This is a genomic window from Sphingomonas sp. AP28, assembly GCF_056680455.1.
Genome location: NZ_CM155283.1, coordinates 2,180,081 through 2,198,552 on the forward strand (window position 1 = coordinate 2,180,081; position 18,472 = coordinate 2,198,552).

Genomic DNA, 18,472 nt, shown 5'->3' on the forward strand with positions numbered 1-18,472 from the left:
ATCATCATTTGGATAGATCGCGGCGGGCGGTTATTTCAGGTGAAGGTAACGCGGATTGAAACCGGCCTCTTGTTTCAGCGCTTCGATATTCTGGATGACGATCTTCCGGTTTGAAAACGTCATGAGCCCGCGCTCGCGAAGACGTCGGAGAACTCGATTGATGTGAACCGGGCTGAGACCAAGGGCATCGCCGAGATCCTCCTGCGTCAGAGGCATTTCGAAGGTGTTATTGCCTCCCATGCCCACGCTGAGCAACCTGGCGTGCAATTCGCATACGAGGTGGGCGACGCGGTCGGAGGCGTTCCTACGTCCCATGTTGACAAGCCAAGCCCTTAGGACCCCTTCATCGACAAGGCTTGCCCACCACAATGCCCGGGTGAGACATGGGCGCTCCGCGACTTCGGCCATCAACTCTTTCGATATGAACGCTACCCTCGCTTGGCCTAGCGCGCCGATGCTATGATCCATCTCACGAAGCATGATGATGTGTGCGTCGCAAAAATCACCCGGGACAAGGAACGCAGTGATCTGTCGCTGACCGTCATCGACAATAGAGTAACGACACGCCCAGCCGTCTATCATCAGATGGACGAACTCAGGATTTTCGGCGACGCGAATAATATCACGACGGCCATCGAACGTCCGGATGTCAGCCAGCATCCTGCTCAGCAAATTTCGGTCCTCAGGAGGAAGCGTCGCGTGCTGTTCGAGCTTCATGATCAGCGGGTGCGCCGGATTTGCCTCTACAAGGGCACGTTGCAACATCAGCATTTCAGGCCGTCTTCGCACCGAGCCTCACGCGCAGACCATGCCCGATCCGCATAGCGATCAGCCAGTTCGGCGTGAGCTACACGGGCGGTATCATCTACAGCATTTTTACTAGCGAGCCGTTCTTCAGCCTCGCGTGCCAAGCTGTATTCTATGTCGTATTTGGGGATCATGGCAGGCACTCTCGGCTCTGCAAGCGAGGGTCATACCCCCTGTCGTCATCGTGCTCGCGGCATAATCGATGACAATAACTCAGGTTAACACAGATTGCACCGGGCTACTAATCGGACGTAAGGCGACTTTTCTATAAAAGAAGATAAATATCGACTGACGATAAAATGTATCATAGGTTTGGCTAACATCATTGTGGATGCAACACATTTATTGTCCTGTCGATATATAATACTACACAGCCAAGACTGGCGGGCGTTGCGATACTGTGACTAGCTAACGAACTCAAAGCGGCAGTGCGAGTTGGCTCTGTTAAAAATTGCGGGGCTGATAGAGGGCGCTGCCCACGTACTCGGCAACCCCCCGTCGAGAATCCGCCCTTAAGAAACGACGAGCAAGGACAACGAGGCGGTGGATCTCCTTCCCCTTTATGGGCAGGACAGATGCTATGCCCCCGGTGGTGTCGATCAACTTAAAAAGCCTCCACTAGTTTTGTGGAGCTTTCCATCGGTCGCGCGTTGGTCGCCTACAAGATTTGGAGGTTGCCATGACGGACGACAGCACGTCGAAGCCTAGCGACAATGTTCGAGTAAAATCGGGGTCGGCAAACCGTATCGCAGACGGATTCGGTCAAGGTAAAGGCTACTCCGGCGATGAGTACGATAGTGCGAACCATGCCGCTGAGCAGCCCCCACCGGGTGGTCCGGGTAGATAGTTAGTGCATCGTCGCCTCCGCCGCCATTGCCGGGCGTAGGTGGAGCGAAGCGGAGCCGGAGGCCGGCAATGGCGGGGTCGCTGCTGCTGGCGCCGGAGGTCGATAGCCCAGGCTGCTGTGTGGTCGGACGGTGTTATAGTGACGCCGCCACGCCTCGATCAGCACCCTTGCCTCGGCGAGGCTGTAGAAGATCTCGCCGTTGAGTAGCTCGTCGCGAAGCGAACCGTTGAAGCTCTCGTTATAGCCGTTTTCCCATGGCGAGCCCGGCGCGATGTACAGCGTCTTCACGCCGACTTGGCCGAGCCATTTCTGGACCGCGGTAGCGATGAACTCGCTGCCATTGTCCGACCTGATATGCGCTGGCGGACCTCGCGCGATGAACAGCTCGGCAAGCGCCGCCAGCACGTCTTCGTGTTTCAACTGACGTGCGACGGTCAGCGCCAGGCACTCCCTGCTGGCCTCGTCGATGATCGTGAGGATCCGGAACTTGCGCCCGTCGTGCGTTCGCGCTTCGACAAAGTCGTACGCCCAGACATGCCCCGGATACTCCGGCCGCAGCCGGATGCACGAGCCGTCGTTTAACCACAGCCGGCCACGCTTGGGTTGCTTCTGTGGTACCTTCAGCCCCTCACGCCGCCAGATGCGTTCGACACGCTTATGATTCACCGACCACCCCGCGGCATGCAGCAGTGCGGTCACCCGGCGGTAACCGTAGCGTCCATACTGCCCGGCCAGCGCAACGATGTCCTCAGTCAGCGCCTGTTCGTCATCTGCCCCACACGGCACCTTGCGCTGCGTCGACCGATGCTGCCCGAGCACGCGACACACCCGTCGCTCGGATACGTCCAGCACCTCTTTCACTTGGTCAATGCAGCGTCGGCGCCGCGCGGGGCTTAGAAGTTTCCCCGTGCCGCCTCCTGCAGGATCAGCTTGTCCAGTGTCAGGTCGGAGATCGCACGCCGCAGCCGCAGGTTCTCCTTCTCCAGATCCTTCATCCGACGAGCCTGATCCGTCTTCAGCCCACCATATTCCTTGCGCCAGCGGTAATAGGTTTGCTCGCTGACCGCGATCCGCCGACACGCCTCGGCGGTCGTCCCGCCCTGGCCCAGGACGATTTCAACTTCACGCAGCTTCCCGATGATCTCTTCCGGCTTGTGCTTTTTCGCAGGCATTCGTCGTCCCTTCCTTGATCCAGACTCTCATAGTCGATGGACCGCTCAGAAGGGGGCAGCTCACCGCCGAACGACATCTTCAGAACCGGGATGGTGCGCCTGGGGCTGACGCGGCCGAACCGGCTGACGGTCGAGATATCCCACCCGAGGCGGGCAAACGGGCGTACATCGATAACAAGACCGGGGAAGTTCACGGTAGCGGATCGAGTGCAGGTGGCGGCAATACGGGTGAGGACATTGACCTCGACACGTCCAGAAGTGGACCTGAGGAGTAGGCCGCGAGCATGAGCGCGTTGAGCGAAGATTTACGCAATCGTGCGGCCAATGACCGTGAAGCAGCGCTCGAGACTCAGCTGCCTAATCGGAGGGCTTCGCTTCTGGCGTCTGCGGGCACGCTAGATGAACTGGCGGAACAAGCCGAGCGGGTAGAGTTCCTAAGTATCGGCCGCTCGTGACGATAGCGACGCGTTTTCTTGTCGAGATCAACCGGCGCAAACCGATATCCAACGCTCGTTACCACCCGCTCGTGCGAACGTCATGGCCATGGATCCGCTTGCCTGGGTCGCGAGGCCTTAACGGACCTCTCCGGTCATCGGCGCGGCCACGGCGATCGATATAATCGTGAAAAGAAGCGTGTCTCGTTCGTCGGTCACCTCGATCCGGAAGTCGCCAGTCTCCCACAACTCGTTGGGATTATCATTCATGCAGGCTCCGGCGAATTTGGTAGCCTCAATGCGTGCCGCGCGATGGTCTGGCAGCTCGGTGCCCTCCGTATCGCGATCGCGTGACCCGTCCGCTGTGTGAAAGAAATAGCGCATACAATCGGTGTTATCTGGGTTCCGTCAGGCATTCCTTGATAGATGTTACGCGACGATCAAACGGCAGGAGCGAGTATCCCTCAAGCCGTCCGACGTGGCTGCACAGTGCCGCACCACCTGATGTCGACGTCACAGTCGGGGTGTGAGTTCGTCCATACATATCGTTTGCTCGGATCGTGGAAGCGCGCATAGTCTCGATGCATGACAATGGCGCCGCTGCATCCCGACGTGATCGAGTTCCTCGATGACCAGAGTCTGCTGGAGGCGTACCAGCAGATGACTGGCGAGGAGCGGAACCCCTTTGTCGATCATTTGCTCGCTGAGATTCAGCGACGAAACCTTGAAATATGATGACCGACCACGAGATATTTCTGGAATTAGGGAAAGTAGCTACTACCCCGGTCAGCGAAGCTGCCAGAAACGTGCTGGGTTCGTTTAGTGACATCGTCGAATCGGGATATGAAGTTGATGACTGGCGCCGTCCTGCTACCGTGGTCGACATCATGGCGAACGCAGCTTCTCAGTGACCAATCCACGGTACCGAAGCGAACAACTAGCGGGCCGGTTGCCGGGTAACGTAAAGGACGCGCTGCGCAGCGCCAAATTCAATGGGTACGGATGGGCCTTGATTGCACCAGCCGGTGAAATATCGGACTATCTACTTGCGCTAAAGCTGGGACGCTTGGTCCGGGGCCAATTGGTTATCACGATCCAGGGAATGAATGTCCGCGCGGTAGTCTCACGGAAAACGCCATGAGCACTATCTGTCGTTGATGGCTCCTTACCGCTGCAACTGGAGCACGATGCCGTTGAACGATGCCGCCATGCTCTGGCTGCGCCGATCTCGTTCTCCAACTGCGTACCTTACCAGTATGTCACTGTGGATCGGCGTCGAACGCGGGACCCACTCTTAAATAAGGCAGCTCCGTGTATTCCCTCAGAAATACGGATTATGAATGGGTCCCAAGAGCCGTCATTTGGGAACCCTGGCTTTGCAAAGCTTCGACTTATTTCAATATGTTGGCGAGAATCTAGTAGGTCCCGCTTTAGACGCCGATCCACACGCGCAAGTCATGAAACGGCTGATCTGGGTTGTAGCGGTTCGGTTTGAAACCGTGACATGCGTTGCACAACACTTTTAAAGTAATCCGGGGCAGCTCAATGGATATGGATACACTGGCTCAGACGGCTGACCGCCTCCTCAAAATGCGGCAATTGCGATGGGACTATTTCGACGGCGGCCTTTTTGACGAGCATGGATGGACAATGCTCCTCACGCTGTTCGTCTCGGATGTCCGCGGGCGAACGCTGACGACGGCGGACTTGTGTGAAGAAGCGCGCGCGCAAGAGACGTTCGGCGAGCGTTGGATAAAGGCCCTGGTTGCAGCCGAACTCATTACGAGGAACGACGGTGTCGTGAGGCTTGCACTGTCAACACGGACGGAACTCGCGCAGTATCTGTCTGCAATTACGGACCTGTTTCAGGACTGATCCCTGTCCCGCTCTAGGATGATTATGGCATGCGCCACGTGCGCTCCTACGAGGTGAGCTTGCCGAGCATCGAGCAGATCCAGCGCCTGTCTCAATAGCTCTCGGACGTCACGTGAACTTGCGCTGTCACCATCAGAATCCATTTCCGCCTCCCAAAAGTACCGGAGAAGCGCCCCAAGGCTTCTTTCGTCACGGGGCATTCCGCGCGTGTGACGATAAGCAACTTACATAACATAGATTACAAATACTGCATCATGATGTCGATCAATACCGCAACTGGGCCTTTGCTGCGCACAGCAGTGCGTAAACTAAGCGCGCACCGTCGGCACCTCGAGATGTTGGTCGTCCAGGCGATCCGTGTCAGATAAGAAGGCAGTCTCCGCGATCTCGGTGAGCAATCTCGTATGGGTAACACGCGCACTGCCGAGCAAGCTGCGCTCAACAGCGACGATGGCTTCCTCATCATTCAAATCGGGGAACACGACGCTGGCATCTATGTCGAACGAAAAACGCAATTTGGTCATGCCCCATCGCTATCGTGGGCTGACTAGGCAATTGTCAATTATTCCGTAGTCCCGCGGCCCGACGTCGAATTGAGACAACGATCATTCGTTCCAGCGTCGCTGGCCGCCTGAACGCGGTGGACGATTCCAGACCAGGCGCTACAAACAACATACCCGGCGGTTGTCCCTGCTGAAAACCGCCACCAAGGGGCTGAACGGCTTAGTATGATGGAAGACATCTCTCACAATCATCCGACCTGTCTTCTAGCAACGCTCTCTATGTCATTCTGGGACACGACGCTACGAGCCGGTCGATTATCAGTAAATCTCACCCCTTCCGAAGCTCGCGTTTTCCGCGCCTTACTCGATTGCGGTGATATCGGAATGCTTCAAGACGATTTACCGAGTATCATCGATCACGAAATGTCGAGTTTGTCGATTGGCATTGTCCAAACGCACGTAACGAATATTCGAAAGAAGATTAACTTCATTAGTAAAAGTAGAATCGATATATCCTTCGATCGAGATCTACGCAGATACTTCTTAAATATTATTTCCTCTTAATCGTACGCATCGGTCGACGAGCGGGGTGATTTCAAGTCAGCTTCCACTTGATATCGAGCTCTGCATGGCCGCTCGTCGCTCACGCCGAGGTGACCGCGCAAAAACAAGTTAGCGTCAAAATTTTGCTGACCATATTTTAAAACTTTGTCGCCAAACGTTGCGGCATGTCGGTTTTCCTTCGCCTGTCCCACACCCTGAATTTTCGCCGAGCGACGAAAGAGAGAGATCGCGCCCGGCGGCGGCAGCGCAATCCTCGGATATCCGGTCGCGTGTGGAAGGACGAGTCTGGCAATGTACTAATTCTATGGGCCTTTTTCCTTATCCCGTTGCTGGGAGTAATTGGCTCAGGCGTGGATATCGGCCGGGCGTACGTAGCGCGGACGCACTTACAGGATGCGTGCGACGCGGCAGCACTCGCGGGCCGCCGCGCCATGACCGCCAGCGTCGTGGACTCGGTTGTTCAAGCGGAAGCGACCAAGTTTTTCAATTTCAATTTTCCGCAATTAGCGTTCGGCTCCACTGCTTTCACACCTCAAATATACAGCGCACCGGGCGCGGCTCAAACCGTAGTAATTACGGCTGCAACCAAGATGCCGACAACAATAATGAAACTGTTCGGTTTCAATGAAATGCCAATTTCCGTAACATGCAACGCGCGCCAGGATTTCGTCAACACCGACATTGTCCTCGTACTCGATACCACCGGATCTATGCGAGATAAGGCTAATTCCGCAGATACCGACACGAAGATTGCAGGACTACGTAGCGCGGTTTTGGCCTTATTTGATCAGCTATCCTCTGTTCAAACTCAACTGCAAGGTTCAGGCCTACGCCTGCGCTATGGCGTGGTGCCTTACTCAAGTACCGTTAACGTTGGCGCCGCGTTGATGGCGGCAAATACATCCAGCATGTATCAAGGCAAGTGGACCTATCAATCACGACAGGTTGCAACCGCCACGACAACTAGGACCAGCTGCAATAACGTTTACGGTTCTTTCTCATCAATAAATAATACATGCACCTACTTTAGATACCTTGCCCGCCAGTTCGACACAACGCCGTTTGTCAATGGCAACGCTGTCGATGTCGCGCCGGTCATCGGTAGCGCTGATTCATCCGGGGATACCCCGACGATCCAAACCCCAAAGCTGGTGAAATGGGCAGGCTGCACCGAGGAAAGGCAAACGACGCAAATGTCGTCAACGGCCACGTCAATTCCTGCCGCGGCGTACGACCTAGATATTGATAAAATCCCGTCTGACGATGCTTCCAAGTGGAAGCCTTACATTGCGGAGATTGAATACACTCCCTATACATCAAACATATATGCTTCAGATCCATACAAACCACAGTTTGCTTGCCCTACCGCTGCGTCACCAATGAAGACTTGGGCGAGAGAAGATCTAAATAACTATCTTCAAACGCTAAATCCAGACGGCGGCACCTATCACGATTTCGGCATGATGTGGGGTGCGCGCTGGGCATCGGCGAACGGAGTATTCGGTTCCAACAATCCAGATACTTACAATAATATGCCCGTAAAAAAGTATATCATCTTCATGACAGACGGAATATTCGACACTGGCTATAGTAGATTGTACACGGGATACGGTGTCGAAAATCTCGATGCGCGAGTGACCCCGGGGGGAAGCGCGTCAGACGATGATGATCAACTTGCCCGGCATAAAAACAGGTTCGCACTACTTTGTTCCAAAGCTAAAACAATGGGATATTCTATTTGGGTAGTTGGCTTCGCTACAACGCTCGACACAGGTCTTACCAATTGCGCAAGCAACTCAAGTCAGGCATCGACATCAGGAAATTCCAATGAGCTAATTGCCAAGTTTGTTGAGATCGGTAAAAATATTGGCGCTTTGAGACTAACGCAGTGATTTGTCCGTATCACCGGTCGCTTTTGAGGCTTACGGGAGATCAACGTGGCGCAACAGTTATCGAGTTCGCAATCGTAGCATTGCCTATGATAATAATGATGATGGCGATGTTTGACTTAGGTTTTCGCGAGTATATTAGCATCCAACTTTCAGGCGCGCTCGATCAATCGGCGAGACAGGTGACAGTTGGCACGGCAACTAATACTGCTGCGATCAGGTCCTCAGTCACCTCACAAATCCGGACAATAATTCCTGGCGCGACGGTAACCGTCACCCCCTCGAGCTACGACTCCTTTTCGGCCGTCGGAAAACCCGAGCCAATTACAACTGATACTGCGCCAATTGGAAAATACAACGCTGGCGATTGCTTTCAAGACCTTAATGGCAACGGCGTCTGGGATGCTGAAGCCGGTAAGGGTGGCACCGGCGGCTCTGATGATATCGTTTACTATACTGCGACAGTAACGTTTCCCGAGATACTTCCAATGAGAAAATTACTTGGCTGGTCCTCGACCGAGACCGTGACCGGCACCACTATGATGAAGAACCAACCCTATGCGTCACAACCCGATCCCGCGATAATTTGCTCATGACTCGTAGTTTTGAAAAACTAGCACATTTTACCGGTGATCAACGCGGCTTAGCGCTCATAGAGTTTGCGCTTATCACTCCTGTAATGCTTTTACTTGGCTTGGGCGGCTTAGAGCTTGCAAATTACGTAAACGCAAACATTCGGCTCTCGCAAATTGCAATGACGGTTGCCGACAACGCCGGGCGGGTTCGCACCTCGATCGACGAATCAGACATTAACGAACTTATGATTGGTGCAAAAAAGATAGGCGACCCCATAGGCTTTTCTACAAACGGCAGAATAATATTATCCGATCTTGAGCAGCGGACTAACACCACTGGTGGCGCTGCACCGATTACTTTGACCAATCCAAAAGGCTACCGGCAATGGATACGATGGCAGAGATGTTCCGGCAGCCTTGCCGTCACATCGAGTTTTGGCTTACCGCTAGATAGTAACGGGGCGGCAGTCGTCGACATAAGCAGCAGCACCAACGCTGATCATGGCGCGGTGGAAACCAAATCTCTCTTAACGGGAATGGGTTCGGCAACGAATCAAATCTCTGCAGCTACCGATACTGCCGTAATGGTTGCTGAGGTAGTTTACATCTATCAGCCGATAGTACCGGTTAATTATCTGGGGACACTGACAATTCGTCGTGTTCAGGCATTCAATGTACGTCAGAGGACGGCGTTCTCCTTGCGTAACGATGGTTCACGGAGCGGAAACAGTCGATCCGATTGTCGGCTCTTCTCTGCAACCGTTCCCTCTTAGCCTCGATCCAGGTCCGCAGAATTCTTGGTAACACTCGACGTTTATCGTGGGTGAGCACGTGAGCCCGTCGTGGTTGCTGCGGTGAATGCCCACCAGAACGAGTCCACCGCGTCATCCTTACCACCATGCCGACTTGAAAGGCCAGAAACGCCTGTAGATCATAGCGAGAGGTAACGTTTCCGAACCTGCCATCTCGCGCCCCTGGAACAGGAAAAGCCAGGTTTCAACGAACACGGCCTGCACACGGTCAGTAGCAAAACCCGAGCAAGCGGCGTCAACCATCAGCCTCCCCGCCAGCAACAAGAGCGCTTGAGATTGGCGTGGTCAACCTTGAGGTTCCATCTCCGGCCGTAAATGACGCGACCAAAACCGTTGCGCAGATCGCGTATCAACCGGAGTTCCAGCGCCAAACAAAGCCGGCATCGGCATCCGGGGAATTCACCTCGATGGGCGATGATGCTGTCGAGGGTCACCGTCGAAACAGTCGCCGCGGGAACAGCCCCGGTGCCGCTCGTGATGCTCAAAGTGGGCACCCTGCCCCGTGGCACCAGTCCGATGGGCTCGAACGCCGCCACCGCACTCAACGCAACGCATTCGGCGGCTGCGAGGCATGCCAACAGCCGCCTCAATTTCAATCGTTTGCCACGTGTTGTTTGCCCATAGCTCGCAGGTCGTCGATCTCGCCAATTGCATACCTCGTGGTATCGATGGATGGCTTCGGCTTGCCAGACCGGGCGGAGCACCGACTATCCGGAAAAAACCCGGCTAAAATTTGGACTTGGTGTCAGGCAGGCAAACGAAAAGGGCACCCAAGTTTCCTCAGGCGCCCTTCCAGTACGAGCTGTGCTTGGGAGCGGCTCGTTCTGTCTCGGGAAGTTAAATGCCGTTCGACAGGTTGGTGTCGGGATCATTCGTCCGCATATCGTCAGCTTGGTTCTGACCGGTCGCGCGAACCGCGTCGGCCTTGTTCTCGAGGCGGGCTTCGGCTGCGTCGTTGCTCACGTTGTCCGCAGCGTCTTCCAAGTTATCTGCGACAGCCTCGGTGTTGGACTCGATGTTATCGGCTGCTTGCTCGCGTGGGCTGGAGTTGCAAGCCGACAACGAGACAAGCCCAGCTGCCATCGCGATAACGAATGCCTTCTTCATGTTCTCGAACCCCTGTTAGTCTAGAAGGCTTGTAATCGCCCATCAGCTAAATCGTTCCAGATAAAGGCTACGCGGCGTCCGGCTCCGGCGATCTCGCGGCGATCAGGGAGGCTATCTCGGCCTCGTCGATCGTTCGGTTTTCCCACGTGTCTTCCACCGCAATCGACTTTTCATCGTCGCGCATCGCGATCATCTCGGCGGCGGTGGCGAGGGCTTCGTCGAAGCTGTTTCGATGAACACCCAGTGTGGACATCTCGCCGTCTTTACGGATTACATAACGCATCGGGTTGGCTCCTGTTAATCTGGATCACTAACCCAACCAACTCGGAATCCCTATGCGTTTCAGCGGACGCCAGCACCGCGTCACGCAGATCCATCAACGTTATAGTGGCAAAGGAAGCTGCCCCGCCTCGATGTCGAGGGGTTGGTAGAGAGCGCTGTAGACGTGCTCGGCAACTTCGCGTCGTGCGTCCGCCCGCAAACGCTCCTGCGGCACCGTAAGCGCCATCAGGGCCCGGCCTGGAGCCTGCTCGATCAGGTCCGCTATACGTTGGGCGGTGATCACGCTCGCCATCAGCTGAACGTCATCGCATGGGGCGACAGGCCGCGTCTCGCGAACTCCGCCTCGATCGGCTCCAGCAAGCTTTCGGGGCCGTCCTCCATACACTGGAAGTAGACCGTTTGCATCTCGGCAGGCCGAAGTTCTGGTAAGATTTCCGCGATCAGATGGTGCGTCTGAGACAGCGGTTCAGCGCGATTGCGCATCGACTTGGGTGCGTGATCCATGAGAACAAAGGTGGAACAATGCGGCCCCGACGTCAACGCTCCAGACGCAACAGGAGCAATCAGGTATGCCGCTCAGTAAGGCTAAGGGGGAGGCTCGAAAACCTCCCCAGCTCGTTACTGCCTTTCCGCACGTTTATGATGCGGAACAGAGCCAATGCGGTTTACGCGGTATCACGCGCAAGGCAGTCTTTTCGAACAACGCTGGGCATGCGCCTGTCATTGGAGTCGGCCCTGACCACATTTTGATTAACGGGCAACGCCGATCAAATGTCCATACCCGATCTACTAATCCGACGCTTTCGCTGCAGCGGAAGAGCCCTGACGGTTCATCCCGGGTGCTGACCCGCCTTTTCGGATGTATCGTCCATCACTTGGTTGATCAGAGAAGCGGCCCCAGCCTCGCCCAGTATCCGACCCATTTTGATCGCTACCGCAGGGGTCATTGAGACGATCTCACCGTCATGTGTCTCGACGAACACATGTCCGTCTTCGACCCATACCTGTCTGGGATCCCCGTATTCTTTCGCACTAGCCAAATGATCGTTAACTTGATCGATCTCATCCGCGCTTAGCAAGATTTTTGGTTTATCGAGGTCCATGACAATCCACGCGATTGGGATGATCTGCCAGCAGATTTACCATCCCGCATATTGACCGCAATGGGCTTCGACAGCCTGAGCAAAAAAAATATTGAGAATGATCCCGCCCCACGAACCAGCCGAAGCCAGCGCGTGGAGCGGAGTTGAGGTTATGCAGATTGGGCCTGCTTTGCAGCGCCCGCCTCGACGGCAGCGAGAAGCGTGGTCGAGTTGAGATGCGAATACCTTTGCGTACTCTGCACAGAGGCATGACCAAGCACTTTGCCGACCGCAAATAGGTCTACTCCCGCGGCTACGAGGAATGACGCACAGGCGTGGCGGCAGTCGTGGAGGCGAAAGCCCGGCAACCCCGCCGCGTCCCTAGCGGTCTGCCATGCGTGCTTAATCGACACGAAAGGCTGCCGCGTTTCTGGGTTCGGCACCAGCCACGGACATTCCTCGAACCGCCGCAGAAACGCGATGGTGTCCAACGCGGCGCCGGACAGCGGGACGTGGCGAGGCTTGCCTGACTTGCTAGTCGGGATCAGCCAGAGCCGCCGCTCGACATCGACGTTCTCCCACCGAGCATCCAGCAACTCCCGCAGGCGGCAGCCTGTGTTCAACAGAAGGTCAACGATTGGGCCGAGTTGCGTGTTCTTCGATTCGGCCGCTGCTGATCGTAGCCGCGCAGCCTCCTCGCCGGTGAGAAAACGTTCTCGTGCATTGTTCACCGGCTTGCTCTGCACCCCGCGGACCGGGTTTTTATCACACCCTGCGACGCCCCAGCGCATGCCTAGCTCGAAAGATCGGCCGAAAATCGCCTTGATCTTGATCACCGTCGCAGGTGCCAGACCTTCGTCACGTTTTGCGGCGAGCCAATGGGCAACCGCACGGCCATCAATGTCGGTCAGCCGGACCCTCCCCCACTTGGGAATAATGTGTCGGCGGACGTACATCTCGGTCGTGTCATATGACTTCTGGTGCAACTTGGCGTCTGCAAGATGCATGACGGAGAGCTCGGAATACAGGGGCACAGCCTTAACTTCGGCCTTTGCCGCTGCAGGATCCCCACCCATGACGACTTCTGATCGAAGCTTTTGCGCAGCTTTCTTAGCAATGGCGAAGCTTATATCTTCCCAGCGACCGATCTTGTGCTGCTGCTGCCGCCCAGCCCGATCTTGATACCGAAGGTAATAGGTCTTTCCTCCAGTTGAACGAACCTCGATCACAAAACCAGTAATTACATTGCAGTAGTAGTCTTCTTTGCGTTTACCTTCTTTACATTGAACGGTGAGGCAGAATTCGTGGTTAAGAGTTGCCTTGGGCATTTAAATATCCTTATGAGAGCGTGATTGATCCGCATCGCCATAGCGGTCCGAGGGCACGCACGACGGACGCAGGATGAGGTCGGGACCGGCGGCGCCGGATCGGTGCCCGGTGGGGCCCCAGGGGGTAGCGTTGGGGCAGCGGCGGACGTGGCCGCGTTCTGCGGTCACGACGCGGGGGGGGGGGGGGGGGGGGGGGGGGGGGGGGGGGAGCCTTCGCAATCCGTCGGACCGATAGGGGTAAAACAGGTGCTACCCCTTTCACCACTTTCCGGTCCGACGCTCGAAGCGGGATCGCACCCCCCCCCCCCCCCCCCCCCACCGGCCCGTTAGACCGGGGCCACCTTCCAGGTTTTTCGCTCTGAGCTTTGACCGTTCTCGACCCGATAGCCATTGGCGATCACGCCATTCTTTTTGCGGAGATACCAACCGAGCTTGTTCGGATTGACGAACCTTCCATCCATGATGGGCAATTCAGCCAAGGCATCCATCAAATCGGAATCATCAAGTGCCTTCTCGACGACCTTTCGAACCGTCACTGCACCGAACCCGAAATTCTCAGCCCATACCTGTAGCAAGAGCCCGAGTTGTTCGATGTCAGGATCGTGCTTTACCTGTTCGATAAGGCTCGTCGCCGGGTCTGGTTCGCCCAGCCAGAGAAGCGGTTGCCGGCACAGACGTGACCAATCCTCAAACGTGCCGACGTTCGGTACGTCAGCGAACGGTTCTCCCGCTGCCTTGTAGGCGTTGATGATCGTGAGAGCGTGCCGGACAGCGTACGCGCGGTCCTTGCGAACAAGTTTTGCCGGGTCATCGTTGTAACTGAGAAGCGCAGGCGACTCTCCCGGCGGCGTGAGATAAATCGACACGACCCGGCGGCGCATGTCACGTTCCGGCTCGATGTTGTTGCCGGTTCCGAGCACAAGAACGTTCGTCCGAGCCGTAGCGGTCCGGCTCGACCCAAGAATACGCTCCGTAATCGTCGGACTGGTCAACGCCTTGTTCAGTGCGCCAAAGGGCTTCCAGTCCCCCTGCATATCATCGAACAGGACTGCTGCAGGCTTCTCCAGCAGCATTGCCAGCACATCCTTCGTCGCCTCTTCGGCATTTGCTGGGTAGCTCACATTGTGCGGTTCACCAGGACCTGCGAACGGCACGATGACTTTCGCAAGATAACTCTTGCCGCTTCCCGACCGTGTGGCACTGATACTGAATGCCGGGGCCAGTGGCAGCGAGGGCCGAATTGCAGCTGTCAGCATCGCACAGATTGTAGCCGATCTATCTGCCTCCGAAGCGAAATGGAACTCGCGGACAAGCCAATTAAGATAGGCTAGGCTAAACTCTGCAGCCTCATGCGTTGGCTCAGGCAGATCATAATCGGCGGCGTCGAACGCAGCATATATTCCGCTCTCGGCATCATATCCTGATGACGTTACTAGCGTACCATCGGCACGAAAGAACGGTTGCCGCGCCAGTCCCGAAAGGATTGGTAAATGCTGCCGAACTTGCCATTTCGAAAGCATCTGGACGACGCTCCCAGGAGGGTCGGAACGAACCCATCCTTCGCCTTTTGTGAATTTTTCCCAGTCGATTTTGGCAGAAAGAACCGAGATCAGCGTCTGGTCATTCACCATTTCCGAGGACACGGCACCGCTGGTCGGATCGATCGCTATGCGGACGATGGGTCCACCTGCTTGGAAATAAGTGCCTTCTGATGCCAGCACTCGTTCTGCAGCTGCAGCCGCAAGGTGAAGTTCACCGGGAGAGACCCGAATACGTGGTTTGGCACGCGCTGCCGCGGTGGTCAGGCCGAGATGCTCGATCAGCCTTCCCATGTTGGGTCGTTCGGCGTGACTTTGAGCACAACGATACTGACCCACCGGGTGCAGCGTGTCGGGTTCGGTATAGGTAGCTTCCGGCGATCCGTGGCCACCGTGCTCGCTGGCCCACGGACAGGTCACCCGGTGAAGTCCGGCACCCAAGGCATCCAGGTATAGGCCTGCCTGTCGCATTGCGGCGACGACGGGGCTGGACGCTGGCGCGGGCGTGTAGACGTCGCTGGCCTCGTCCCCTTCAAGCAAAAGGGGTAAAAGGGGTGCGTTGCCGCTTTCACCCCTTTCCGTCGGGCCAGCGTCGGGTACTTTAATCGACGCAGCGGTCAGTTCAGATGACGGTGCGTCATTTAATACTGGCGTAAGTTCTTCAAACAAGGGGCTTGGTTCGAGCGCTGATAGTGGTTTGGCTTCATCAGCCATGTGTTTTCACCTCTATTCGTCGGCGGCCAACCGACAGGAGGACGAACAGCAAAACTCTACTGGCGAGGCGGAGCCCCGATCCAGATCGCTTTATGACGAAGAAAGGTAATCTCGACGCAAGTGTGGCGCGGTCTAGTTCGGACTGCGCCCTCATTGCTCTTGCGGAGGACTACCCGGCGGCTAGTAGCTGCCATTGCCGGACGGATATTAAATAGGTTCGCCGACGATTAGTTCCAGTGCCCGTCAGGAAGAAAAATCGGTTTGATCGGTTGCTGTATGCGTTAATAGCCGCGGTGCCAGCGGTCTGTTGATCGACCGGCGTCTCATCTGATCGGTCAGAACGACCGTGATGCCGATCGCCCCCAGCGCGGCGGCGCACACGGCCGGCTCCTTGAGCGCCAGCACGAGTAGACCAAGCGATGCGATAAGGCTGAACGTCTGCCGGGGAAACGCGATGACGCCCATCAGTGCGAAGACGAGCAGAACAATGCAAAGTGCGGTGGTGAGGGTTTGCGCGATCGCCAAGATGACGACGGCAGTGAGAAACGTAAAGGCTTCCTTCATGGTGATATCTCCGTTGTGAGGTTCAGGCTGCGGCGAATCGGCGGCACAGGGTGAGCAGGTCGGGAATGATCCCGTCAGCATCCTGAACAAATAAGCAGCAAGCGAACGTTGAGCCGAAGCTGACGGACAGTTCGAACCAACCGCCGTGATCTGTCAGGTAGTCCCAGAAGGGTTCGAAACTTGGCGCGCCGAAGCGGATGCCGTCGATTGGCTCCACGAGCGGCGAAAAGCCGACCTCCCGAACGATGGCGTGTTCCTCATCGCCTTCGAAGACGATTAAGAACTCTGTGTCGCCGAGAACGGGCTTGAGATCGTCGATGCGCCGCCGGAGAAGGGCTATCAGGCAGGGGTCTAAGTCGAGCGTCAGGGCGTGCGCCATCGCGGCGCGAGTATCCAGCAGCAGCATTGGTTCGATCCTCTTGGGCATGAAAAAACCGTCGCAGGCGGGTGCCTGGACGGTGCGGTTTTCTGTCGGTTAGTACGGTCAGGCTGGCGTCAGGTGGCTCCCGCACAGGTCGAGAAGGCGCTGGTCGATGCTTTGCTGATCAGGGACGAAAAGTACGTGCCCGAGGCCGTCGTCCGTCAGCACGAACGCCAGTTCAAAGTAGCCACCGTGATGCTTGATCCACTCCCATGAAGGGATGAAATTGGGATCGCCAAAGCGACGTTCATCCACGAAGTTGATGTCGACGGGGAAGCCCAGGGCCTCCTTCACCTCTTTCATTCCATCCCCCGGCTCGACGGCATGGAAGTGCGCGAGGTCGCCCAGCTCGACGTCCGGCTCGGTGTCGTCTTCGAGTTGCCGGGCGCGGAGGGCAAGCAGGTCCCGCAGGGCCGGGTCGAGGGTGGCGTCGTTGATGGCCGCTTCGACGGCGGCGCGTGTGGTGAGCGACAGCATGAGCGTGATCTCCTTGAAGCTAAATCAAAAAGGCCCCCGCGAACTAATCGCAGAGGCCTTGGGGGTGATTTTGGTGGTGTTCGTTAAACGAGCGCTTCGAGAGGCGCCGCCGGGCAGTGCAAAACGGGCAAATTGGGCCGATTCTCTAAGTCTGCCGCGCCGTTAATGAACCTGCTCGTTAACCGTTGATCGCTCCGTGTTTGATTAAATTCTCTTCAGTTACGTTATTACTTAGGCACCTCTGCAAAAAGATTCGGATATTCGTTGCGTAGCTGGCTTCTATATTTCTGGTTCGCAACGGTTGACCGCCAGTAACCAATAGCGCCCATTATGACCGCAACAATGGGTGCCAATACCAATGTTGGCACCGCGGCTGCGAACAGCCCAATGACCACCAAATTCTCTTCCGGGGTCCACCGTTTCCGCGCCGCGTCGTAAAGCATCGCCTTGACCTTTGACTGACTCATTCCAACACGATCCGCTGTCGGCGGTGCTACTGGCGGTTCATCTAAAACGATCTTGTCGCCATCGCGCCTGATCTTGGCTCCGTCCGCGGTAGCCTTACCGAACAGCCCTTCAAAGATGTCGCTCATGTCAACTTCATGAGCAGCCTGCTTCTGTTCATCGGCAGCCGCCGCTTCGTCTTTCTGCTTACGTTCAAGCTCAGCCCTACGCGCGGCGACGCGTTCATTCATATCCATGTCGTGTCTCCCTGCTATTCGTTGGAAAAGATGGTGGCGATGGCAGCGGCCCCGATGCCAAGCCCGACAGCCCCGGCGGCGGCCCTACGACCAGTACGCTTGGCCCCGTCCTCCGCCGCGATGACGTCATCGATGACGCGAGCAGCACGTGCCTCCCGTTGATCTTCGGGGACGCGTCGTTCGAACGTGACCATCAACGTCTCGCGATCGCTGGTCAGCATGTAGCGTTGCTGGACCTTCTCCATGAACACCATGCGCCACCCTTCGGCGGCTAGGGCATTGATGTAGGCCTGGAGCACCGCCGTCTCGATGCGGCCGTCGCCGAGCAGCACGGAGCTGATCGCGCCATCAGCGACGTCGATGACCTTGTATTCGTACTCCATGTGGTTCTCCCGAATGTTGGTTGTTGTGGATGATCGTTCCCCGGCTCTATCGGCAGAGCAAGCGAAATTGACACGTTTGGTCTACAGACCCAGACGCGGGTCTCCGGTCACACCCAAGTATGGATGTGGTGCAGCTTCTCGGCGCGAACGTGCGACATCATCGGAAGCTGAAGGGTATGTCGCAGGAGCGACTGGCGCTCGATGCGGGTATGGAACGCAGCTACGTGAGCGATCTTGAACGCGGCACTAGGAACCCGTCTGTGCGAGCACTGGGGCGACTGGCGGACGCGCTTGGGATCGAGCCGAAGCTGCTGCTAGAAACGCCCGTAGGTGGACCTTCCATATAAGATACCTGATTTTGCGTACGCGGGCGCGCCATCGAAAGCGTGCTTCCGGC

At 56.5% G+C, this 18,472-nt stretch carries 23 protein-coding genes; 7 read left to right on the forward strand and 16 right to left on the reverse strand.

Annotated elements, in window-relative coordinates; all coding sequences use genetic code 11:
* Positions 1-30: 30 nt before the first annotated feature.
* The 3 genes from AC1MH0_RS09930 to AC1MH0_RS09940 all read right to left on the reverse strand — a co-directional run bounded on the left by AC1MH0_RS09930 (position 31) and on the right by AC1MH0_RS09940 (position 3,644).
* Positions 31-771, reverse strand: coding sequence for a Crp/Fnr family transcriptional regulator (locus AC1MH0_RS09930; protein WP_480962650.1), 741 nt, complete (start codon positions 769-771; stop codon positions 31-33).
* An 883-nt stretch (positions 772-1,654) separates the two neighbouring features.
* Positions 1,655-2,826 (reverse strand): IS3 family transposase gene (locus AC1MH0_RS09935; RefSeq protein WP_133021543.1). Its coding sequence is split into 2 segments (ribosomal slippage): positions 1,655-2,562 and positions 2,562-2,826, totalling 1,173 coding nucleotides; the frame shifts between segments, so codons are not numbered across the junction.
* 572 nt (positions 2,827-3,398) lie between these two features.
* On the reverse strand, positions 3,399-3,644 hold the full coding sequence (locus AC1MH0_RS09940; protein WP_480962651.1) for a DUF6894 family protein: 246 nt from the start codon (positions 3,642-3,644) through the stop codon (positions 3,399-3,401).
* Positions 3,645-3,845: 201 nt separating this feature from the next.
* On the opposite strand from AC1MH0_RS09940, the gene AC1MH0_RS09945 reads away from it, so the two are divergent.
* The 3 genes from AC1MH0_RS09945 (at position 3,846) to AC1MH0_RS09955 (ending at position 5,135) form a co-directional block, all read left to right on the forward strand.
* Positions 3,846-3,995 carry a hypothetical protein gene (locus tag AC1MH0_RS09945; RefSeq protein WP_480962652.1) on the forward strand — a complete coding sequence of 50 codons (150 nt, stop codon included), beginning with the start codon at positions 3,846-3,848 and terminating at the stop codon, positions 3,993-3,995.
* Positions 3,992-4,171 carry a hypothetical protein gene (locus AC1MH0_RS09950; protein WP_480962653.1) on the forward strand — a complete coding sequence of 60 codons (180 nt, stop codon included), beginning with the start codon at positions 3,992-3,994 and terminating at the stop codon, positions 4,169-4,171. Before AC1MH0_RS09945 ends, AC1MH0_RS09950 begins: the two co-directional genes overlap by 4 nt.
* A 634-nt stretch (positions 4,172-4,805) precedes the next feature.
* Positions 4,806-5,135 (forward strand): hypothetical protein, encoded by a 330-nt coding sequence (locus tag AC1MH0_RS09955; protein WP_480962654.1) that lies wholly within the window; start codon positions 4,806-4,808, stop codon positions 5,133-5,135.
* Positions 5,136-5,443: 308 nt separating this feature from the next.
* On the opposite strand, the gene AC1MH0_RS09960 is transcribed toward AC1MH0_RS09955, so the two are convergent.
* A complete protein-coding gene (locus AC1MH0_RS09960) occupies positions 5,444-5,659 on the reverse strand; it encodes a hypothetical protein (RefSeq protein WP_480962655.1) in 216 nt (71 codons plus the stop codon).
* 707 nt (positions 5,660-6,366) lie between these two features.
* On the opposite strand from AC1MH0_RS09960, the gene AC1MH0_RS09965 reads away from it, so the two are divergent.
* The 3 genes from AC1MH0_RS09965 to AC1MH0_RS09975 are packed head-to-tail and all read left to right on the forward strand — an operon-like array spanning position 6,367 to position 9,439.
* Entirely contained in the window at positions 6,367-8,094 is a 1,728-nt protein-coding gene (locus AC1MH0_RS09965) for a TadE/TadG family type IV pilus assembly protein (RefSeq protein ID WP_480962656.1), read from the forward strand.
* A complete protein-coding gene (locus AC1MH0_RS09970) occupies positions 8,091-8,687 on the forward strand; it encodes a TadE/TadG family type IV pilus assembly protein (RefSeq protein WP_480962657.1) in 597 nt (198 codons plus the stop codon). Before AC1MH0_RS09965 ends, AC1MH0_RS09970 begins: the two co-directional genes overlap by 4 nt.
* Positions 8,684-9,439: a TadE/TadG family type IV pilus assembly protein gene (locus AC1MH0_RS09975; RefSeq protein ID WP_480962658.1), complete on the forward strand. Its 756-nt coding sequence runs from the start codon at positions 8,684-8,686 to the stop codon at positions 9,437-9,439. The genes AC1MH0_RS09970 and AC1MH0_RS09975 overlap by 4 nt, the downstream gene beginning before the upstream one ends.
* Before the next feature lie 876 nt (positions 9,440-10,315).
* Here the strand turns inward: AC1MH0_RS09975 and AC1MH0_RS09980 are convergent.
* The 12 genes from AC1MH0_RS09980 to AC1MH0_RS10035 all read right to left on the reverse strand — a co-directional run bounded on the left by AC1MH0_RS09980 (position 10,316) and on the right by AC1MH0_RS10035 (position 18,075).
* The gene (locus tag AC1MH0_RS09980) at positions 10,316-10,585 is read right to left on the reverse strand and encodes a putative periplasmic lipoprotein (protein WP_056063201.1); all 270 of its coding nucleotides are present in this window, start codon (positions 10,583-10,585) and stop codon (positions 10,316-10,318) included.
* A 67-nt stretch (positions 10,586-10,652) separates the two neighbouring features.
* Positions 10,653-10,868 carry a hypothetical protein gene (locus tag AC1MH0_RS09985; protein WP_480962659.1) on the reverse strand — a complete coding sequence of 72 codons (216 nt, stop codon included), beginning with the start codon at positions 10,866-10,868 and terminating at the stop codon, positions 10,653-10,655.
* Positions 10,869-10,967: 99 nt separating this feature from the next.
* On the reverse strand, positions 10,968-11,159 hold the full coding sequence (locus AC1MH0_RS09990) for a DUF6771 family protein (RefSeq protein ID WP_480962660.1): 192 nt from the start codon (positions 11,157-11,159) through the stop codon (positions 10,968-10,970).
* Complete coding sequence (locus tag AC1MH0_RS09995) at positions 11,159-11,371, reverse strand: hypothetical protein (protein ID WP_480962661.1); 213 nt, start codon at positions 11,369-11,371, stop codon at positions 11,159-11,161. Before AC1MH0_RS09995 ends, AC1MH0_RS09990 begins: the two co-directional genes overlap by 1 nt.
* Positions 11,372-11,697: 326 nt before the next feature.
* Positions 11,698-11,970, reverse strand: coding sequence for a hypothetical protein (locus AC1MH0_RS10000; protein ID WP_480962662.1), 273 nt, complete (start codon positions 11,968-11,970; stop codon positions 11,698-11,700).
* Between the two features lie 149 nt (positions 11,971-12,119).
* Positions 12,120-13,277, reverse strand: coding sequence for a tyrosine-type recombinase/integrase (locus AC1MH0_RS10005; protein ID WP_480962663.1), 1,158 nt, complete (start codon positions 13,275-13,277; stop codon positions 12,120-12,122).
* A gap of 326 nt (positions 13,278-13,603) precedes the next feature.
* On the reverse strand, positions 13,604-15,529 hold the full coding sequence (locus AC1MH0_RS10010) for a hypothetical protein (RefSeq protein WP_480962664.1): 1,926 nt from the start codon (positions 15,527-15,529) through the stop codon (positions 13,604-13,606).
* A 243-nt stretch (positions 15,530-15,772) separates the two neighbouring features.
* Positions 15,773-16,093, reverse strand: a complete 321-nt coding sequence (locus AC1MH0_RS10015) for a hypothetical protein (protein ID WP_480962665.1) — start codon at positions 16,091-16,093, stop codon at positions 15,773-15,775.
* Positions 16,094-16,115: 22 nt separating this feature from the next.
* The gene (locus AC1MH0_RS10020) at positions 16,116-16,499 is read right to left on the reverse strand and encodes a hypothetical protein (RefSeq protein ID WP_480962666.1); all 384 of its coding nucleotides are present in this window, start codon (positions 16,497-16,499) and stop codon (positions 16,116-16,118) included.
* A 78-nt stretch (positions 16,500-16,577) separates the two neighbouring features.
* Positions 16,578-16,991, reverse strand: coding sequence for a hypothetical protein (locus AC1MH0_RS10025; RefSeq protein WP_480962667.1), 414 nt, complete (start codon positions 16,989-16,991; stop codon positions 16,578-16,580).
* Between the two features lie 227 nt (positions 16,992-17,218).
* Positions 17,219-17,692, reverse strand: a complete 474-nt coding sequence (locus tag AC1MH0_RS10030) for a hypothetical protein (protein WP_480962668.1) — start codon at positions 17,690-17,692, stop codon at positions 17,219-17,221.
* Positions 17,693-17,706: 14 nt separating this feature from the next.
* Positions 17,707-18,075: a DUF4177 domain-containing protein gene (locus AC1MH0_RS10035; RefSeq protein WP_353443890.1), complete on the reverse strand. Its 369-nt coding sequence runs from the start codon at positions 18,073-18,075 to the stop codon at positions 17,707-17,709.
* Positions 18,076-18,194: 119 nt separating this feature from the next.
* Between AC1MH0_RS10035 and AC1MH0_RS10040 the strand changes: the two genes are divergently transcribed.
* The gene (locus AC1MH0_RS10040) at positions 18,195-18,422 is read left to right on the forward strand and encodes a helix-turn-helix domain-containing protein (RefSeq protein WP_480962669.1); all 228 of its coding nucleotides are present in this window, start codon (positions 18,195-18,197) and stop codon (positions 18,420-18,422) included.
* Positions 18,423-18,472 lie beyond the last annotated feature (50 nt).

Bases quoted from the DNA above. Each gene is read 5' to 3' on its own strand.
- AC1MH0_RS10020 (WP_480962666.1), bottom strand. From the start codon at position 16,499: ATGCTGCTGCTGGATACTCGCGCCGCGATGGCGCACGCCCTGACGCTC.
- AC1MH0_RS09940 (WP_480962651.1), bottom strand. From the start codon at position 3,644: ATGCGCTATTTCTTTCACACAGCGGACGGGTCACGCGATCGCGATACG.
- AC1MH0_RS09965 (WP_480962656.1), top strand. From the start codon at position 6,367: ATGTCGGTTTTCCTTCGCCTGTCCCACACCCTGAATTTTCGCCGAGCG.
- AC1MH0_RS10035 (WP_353443890.1), bottom strand. From the start codon at position 18,075: ATGGAGTACGAATACAAGGTCATCGACGTCGCTGATGGCGCGATCAGC.
- AC1MH0_RS09980 (WP_056063201.1), bottom strand. From the start codon at position 10,585: ATGAAGAAGGCATTCGTTATCGCGATGGCAGCTGGGCTTGTCTCGTTG.
- AC1MH0_RS09955 (WP_480962654.1), top strand. From the start codon at position 4,806: ATGGATATGGATACACTGGCTCAGACGGCTGACCGCCTCCTCAAAATG.
- AC1MH0_RS10005 (WP_480962663.1), bottom strand. From the start codon at position 13,277: ATGCCCAAGGCAACTCTTAACCACGAATTCTGCCTCACCGTTCAATGT.
- AC1MH0_RS09930 (WP_480962650.1), bottom strand. From the start codon at position 771: ATGCTGATGTTGCAACGTGCCCTTGTAGAGGCAAATCCGGCGCACCCG.
- AC1MH0_RS09975 (WP_480962658.1), top strand. From the start codon at position 8,684: ATGACTCGTAGTTTTGAAAAACTAGCACATTTTACCGGTGATCAACGC.
- AC1MH0_RS09995 (WP_480962661.1), bottom strand. From the start codon at position 11,371: ATGGATCACGCACCCAAGTCGATGCGCAATCGCGCTGAACCGCTGTCT.
- AC1MH0_RS10040 (WP_480962669.1), top strand. From the start codon at position 18,195: ATGGATGTGGTGCAGCTTCTCGGCGCGAACGTGCGACATCATCGGAAG.
- AC1MH0_RS09990 (WP_480962660.1), bottom strand. From the start codon at position 11,159: ATGGCGAGCGTGATCACCGCCCAACGTATAGCGGACCTGATCGAGCAG.
- AC1MH0_RS10010 (WP_480962664.1), bottom strand. From the start codon at position 15,529: ATGGCTGATGAAGCCAAACCACTATCAGCGCTCGAACCAAGCCCCTTG.
- AC1MH0_RS09950 (WP_480962653.1), top strand. From the start codon at position 3,992: ATGATGACCGACCACGAGATATTTCTGGAATTAGGGAAAGTAGCTACT.
- AC1MH0_RS10000 (WP_480962662.1), bottom strand. From the start codon at position 11,970: ATGGACCTCGATAAACCAAAAATCTTGCTAAGCGCGGATGAGATCGAT.
- AC1MH0_RS09985 (WP_480962659.1), bottom strand. From the start codon at position 10,868: ATGCGTTATGTAATCCGTAAAGACGGCGAGATGTCCACACTGGGTGTT.
- AC1MH0_RS10025 (WP_480962667.1), bottom strand. From the start codon at position 16,991: ATGCTGTCGCTCACCACACGCGCCGCCGTCGAAGCGGCCATCAACGAC.
- AC1MH0_RS10015 (WP_480962665.1), bottom strand. From the start codon at position 16,093: ATGAAGGAAGCCTTTACGTTTCTCACTGCCGTCGTCATCTTGGCGATC.
- AC1MH0_RS09960 (WP_480962655.1), bottom strand. From the start codon at position 5,659: ATGACCAAATTGCGTTTTTCGTTCGACATAGATGCCAGCGTCGTGTTC.
- AC1MH0_RS09945 (WP_480962652.1), top strand. From the start codon at position 3,846: ATGACAATGGCGCCGCTGCATCCCGACGTGATCGAGTTCCTCGATGAC.
- AC1MH0_RS10030 (WP_480962668.1), bottom strand. From the start codon at position 17,692: ATGGATATGAATGAACGCGTCGCCGCGCGTAGGGCTGAGCTTGAACGT.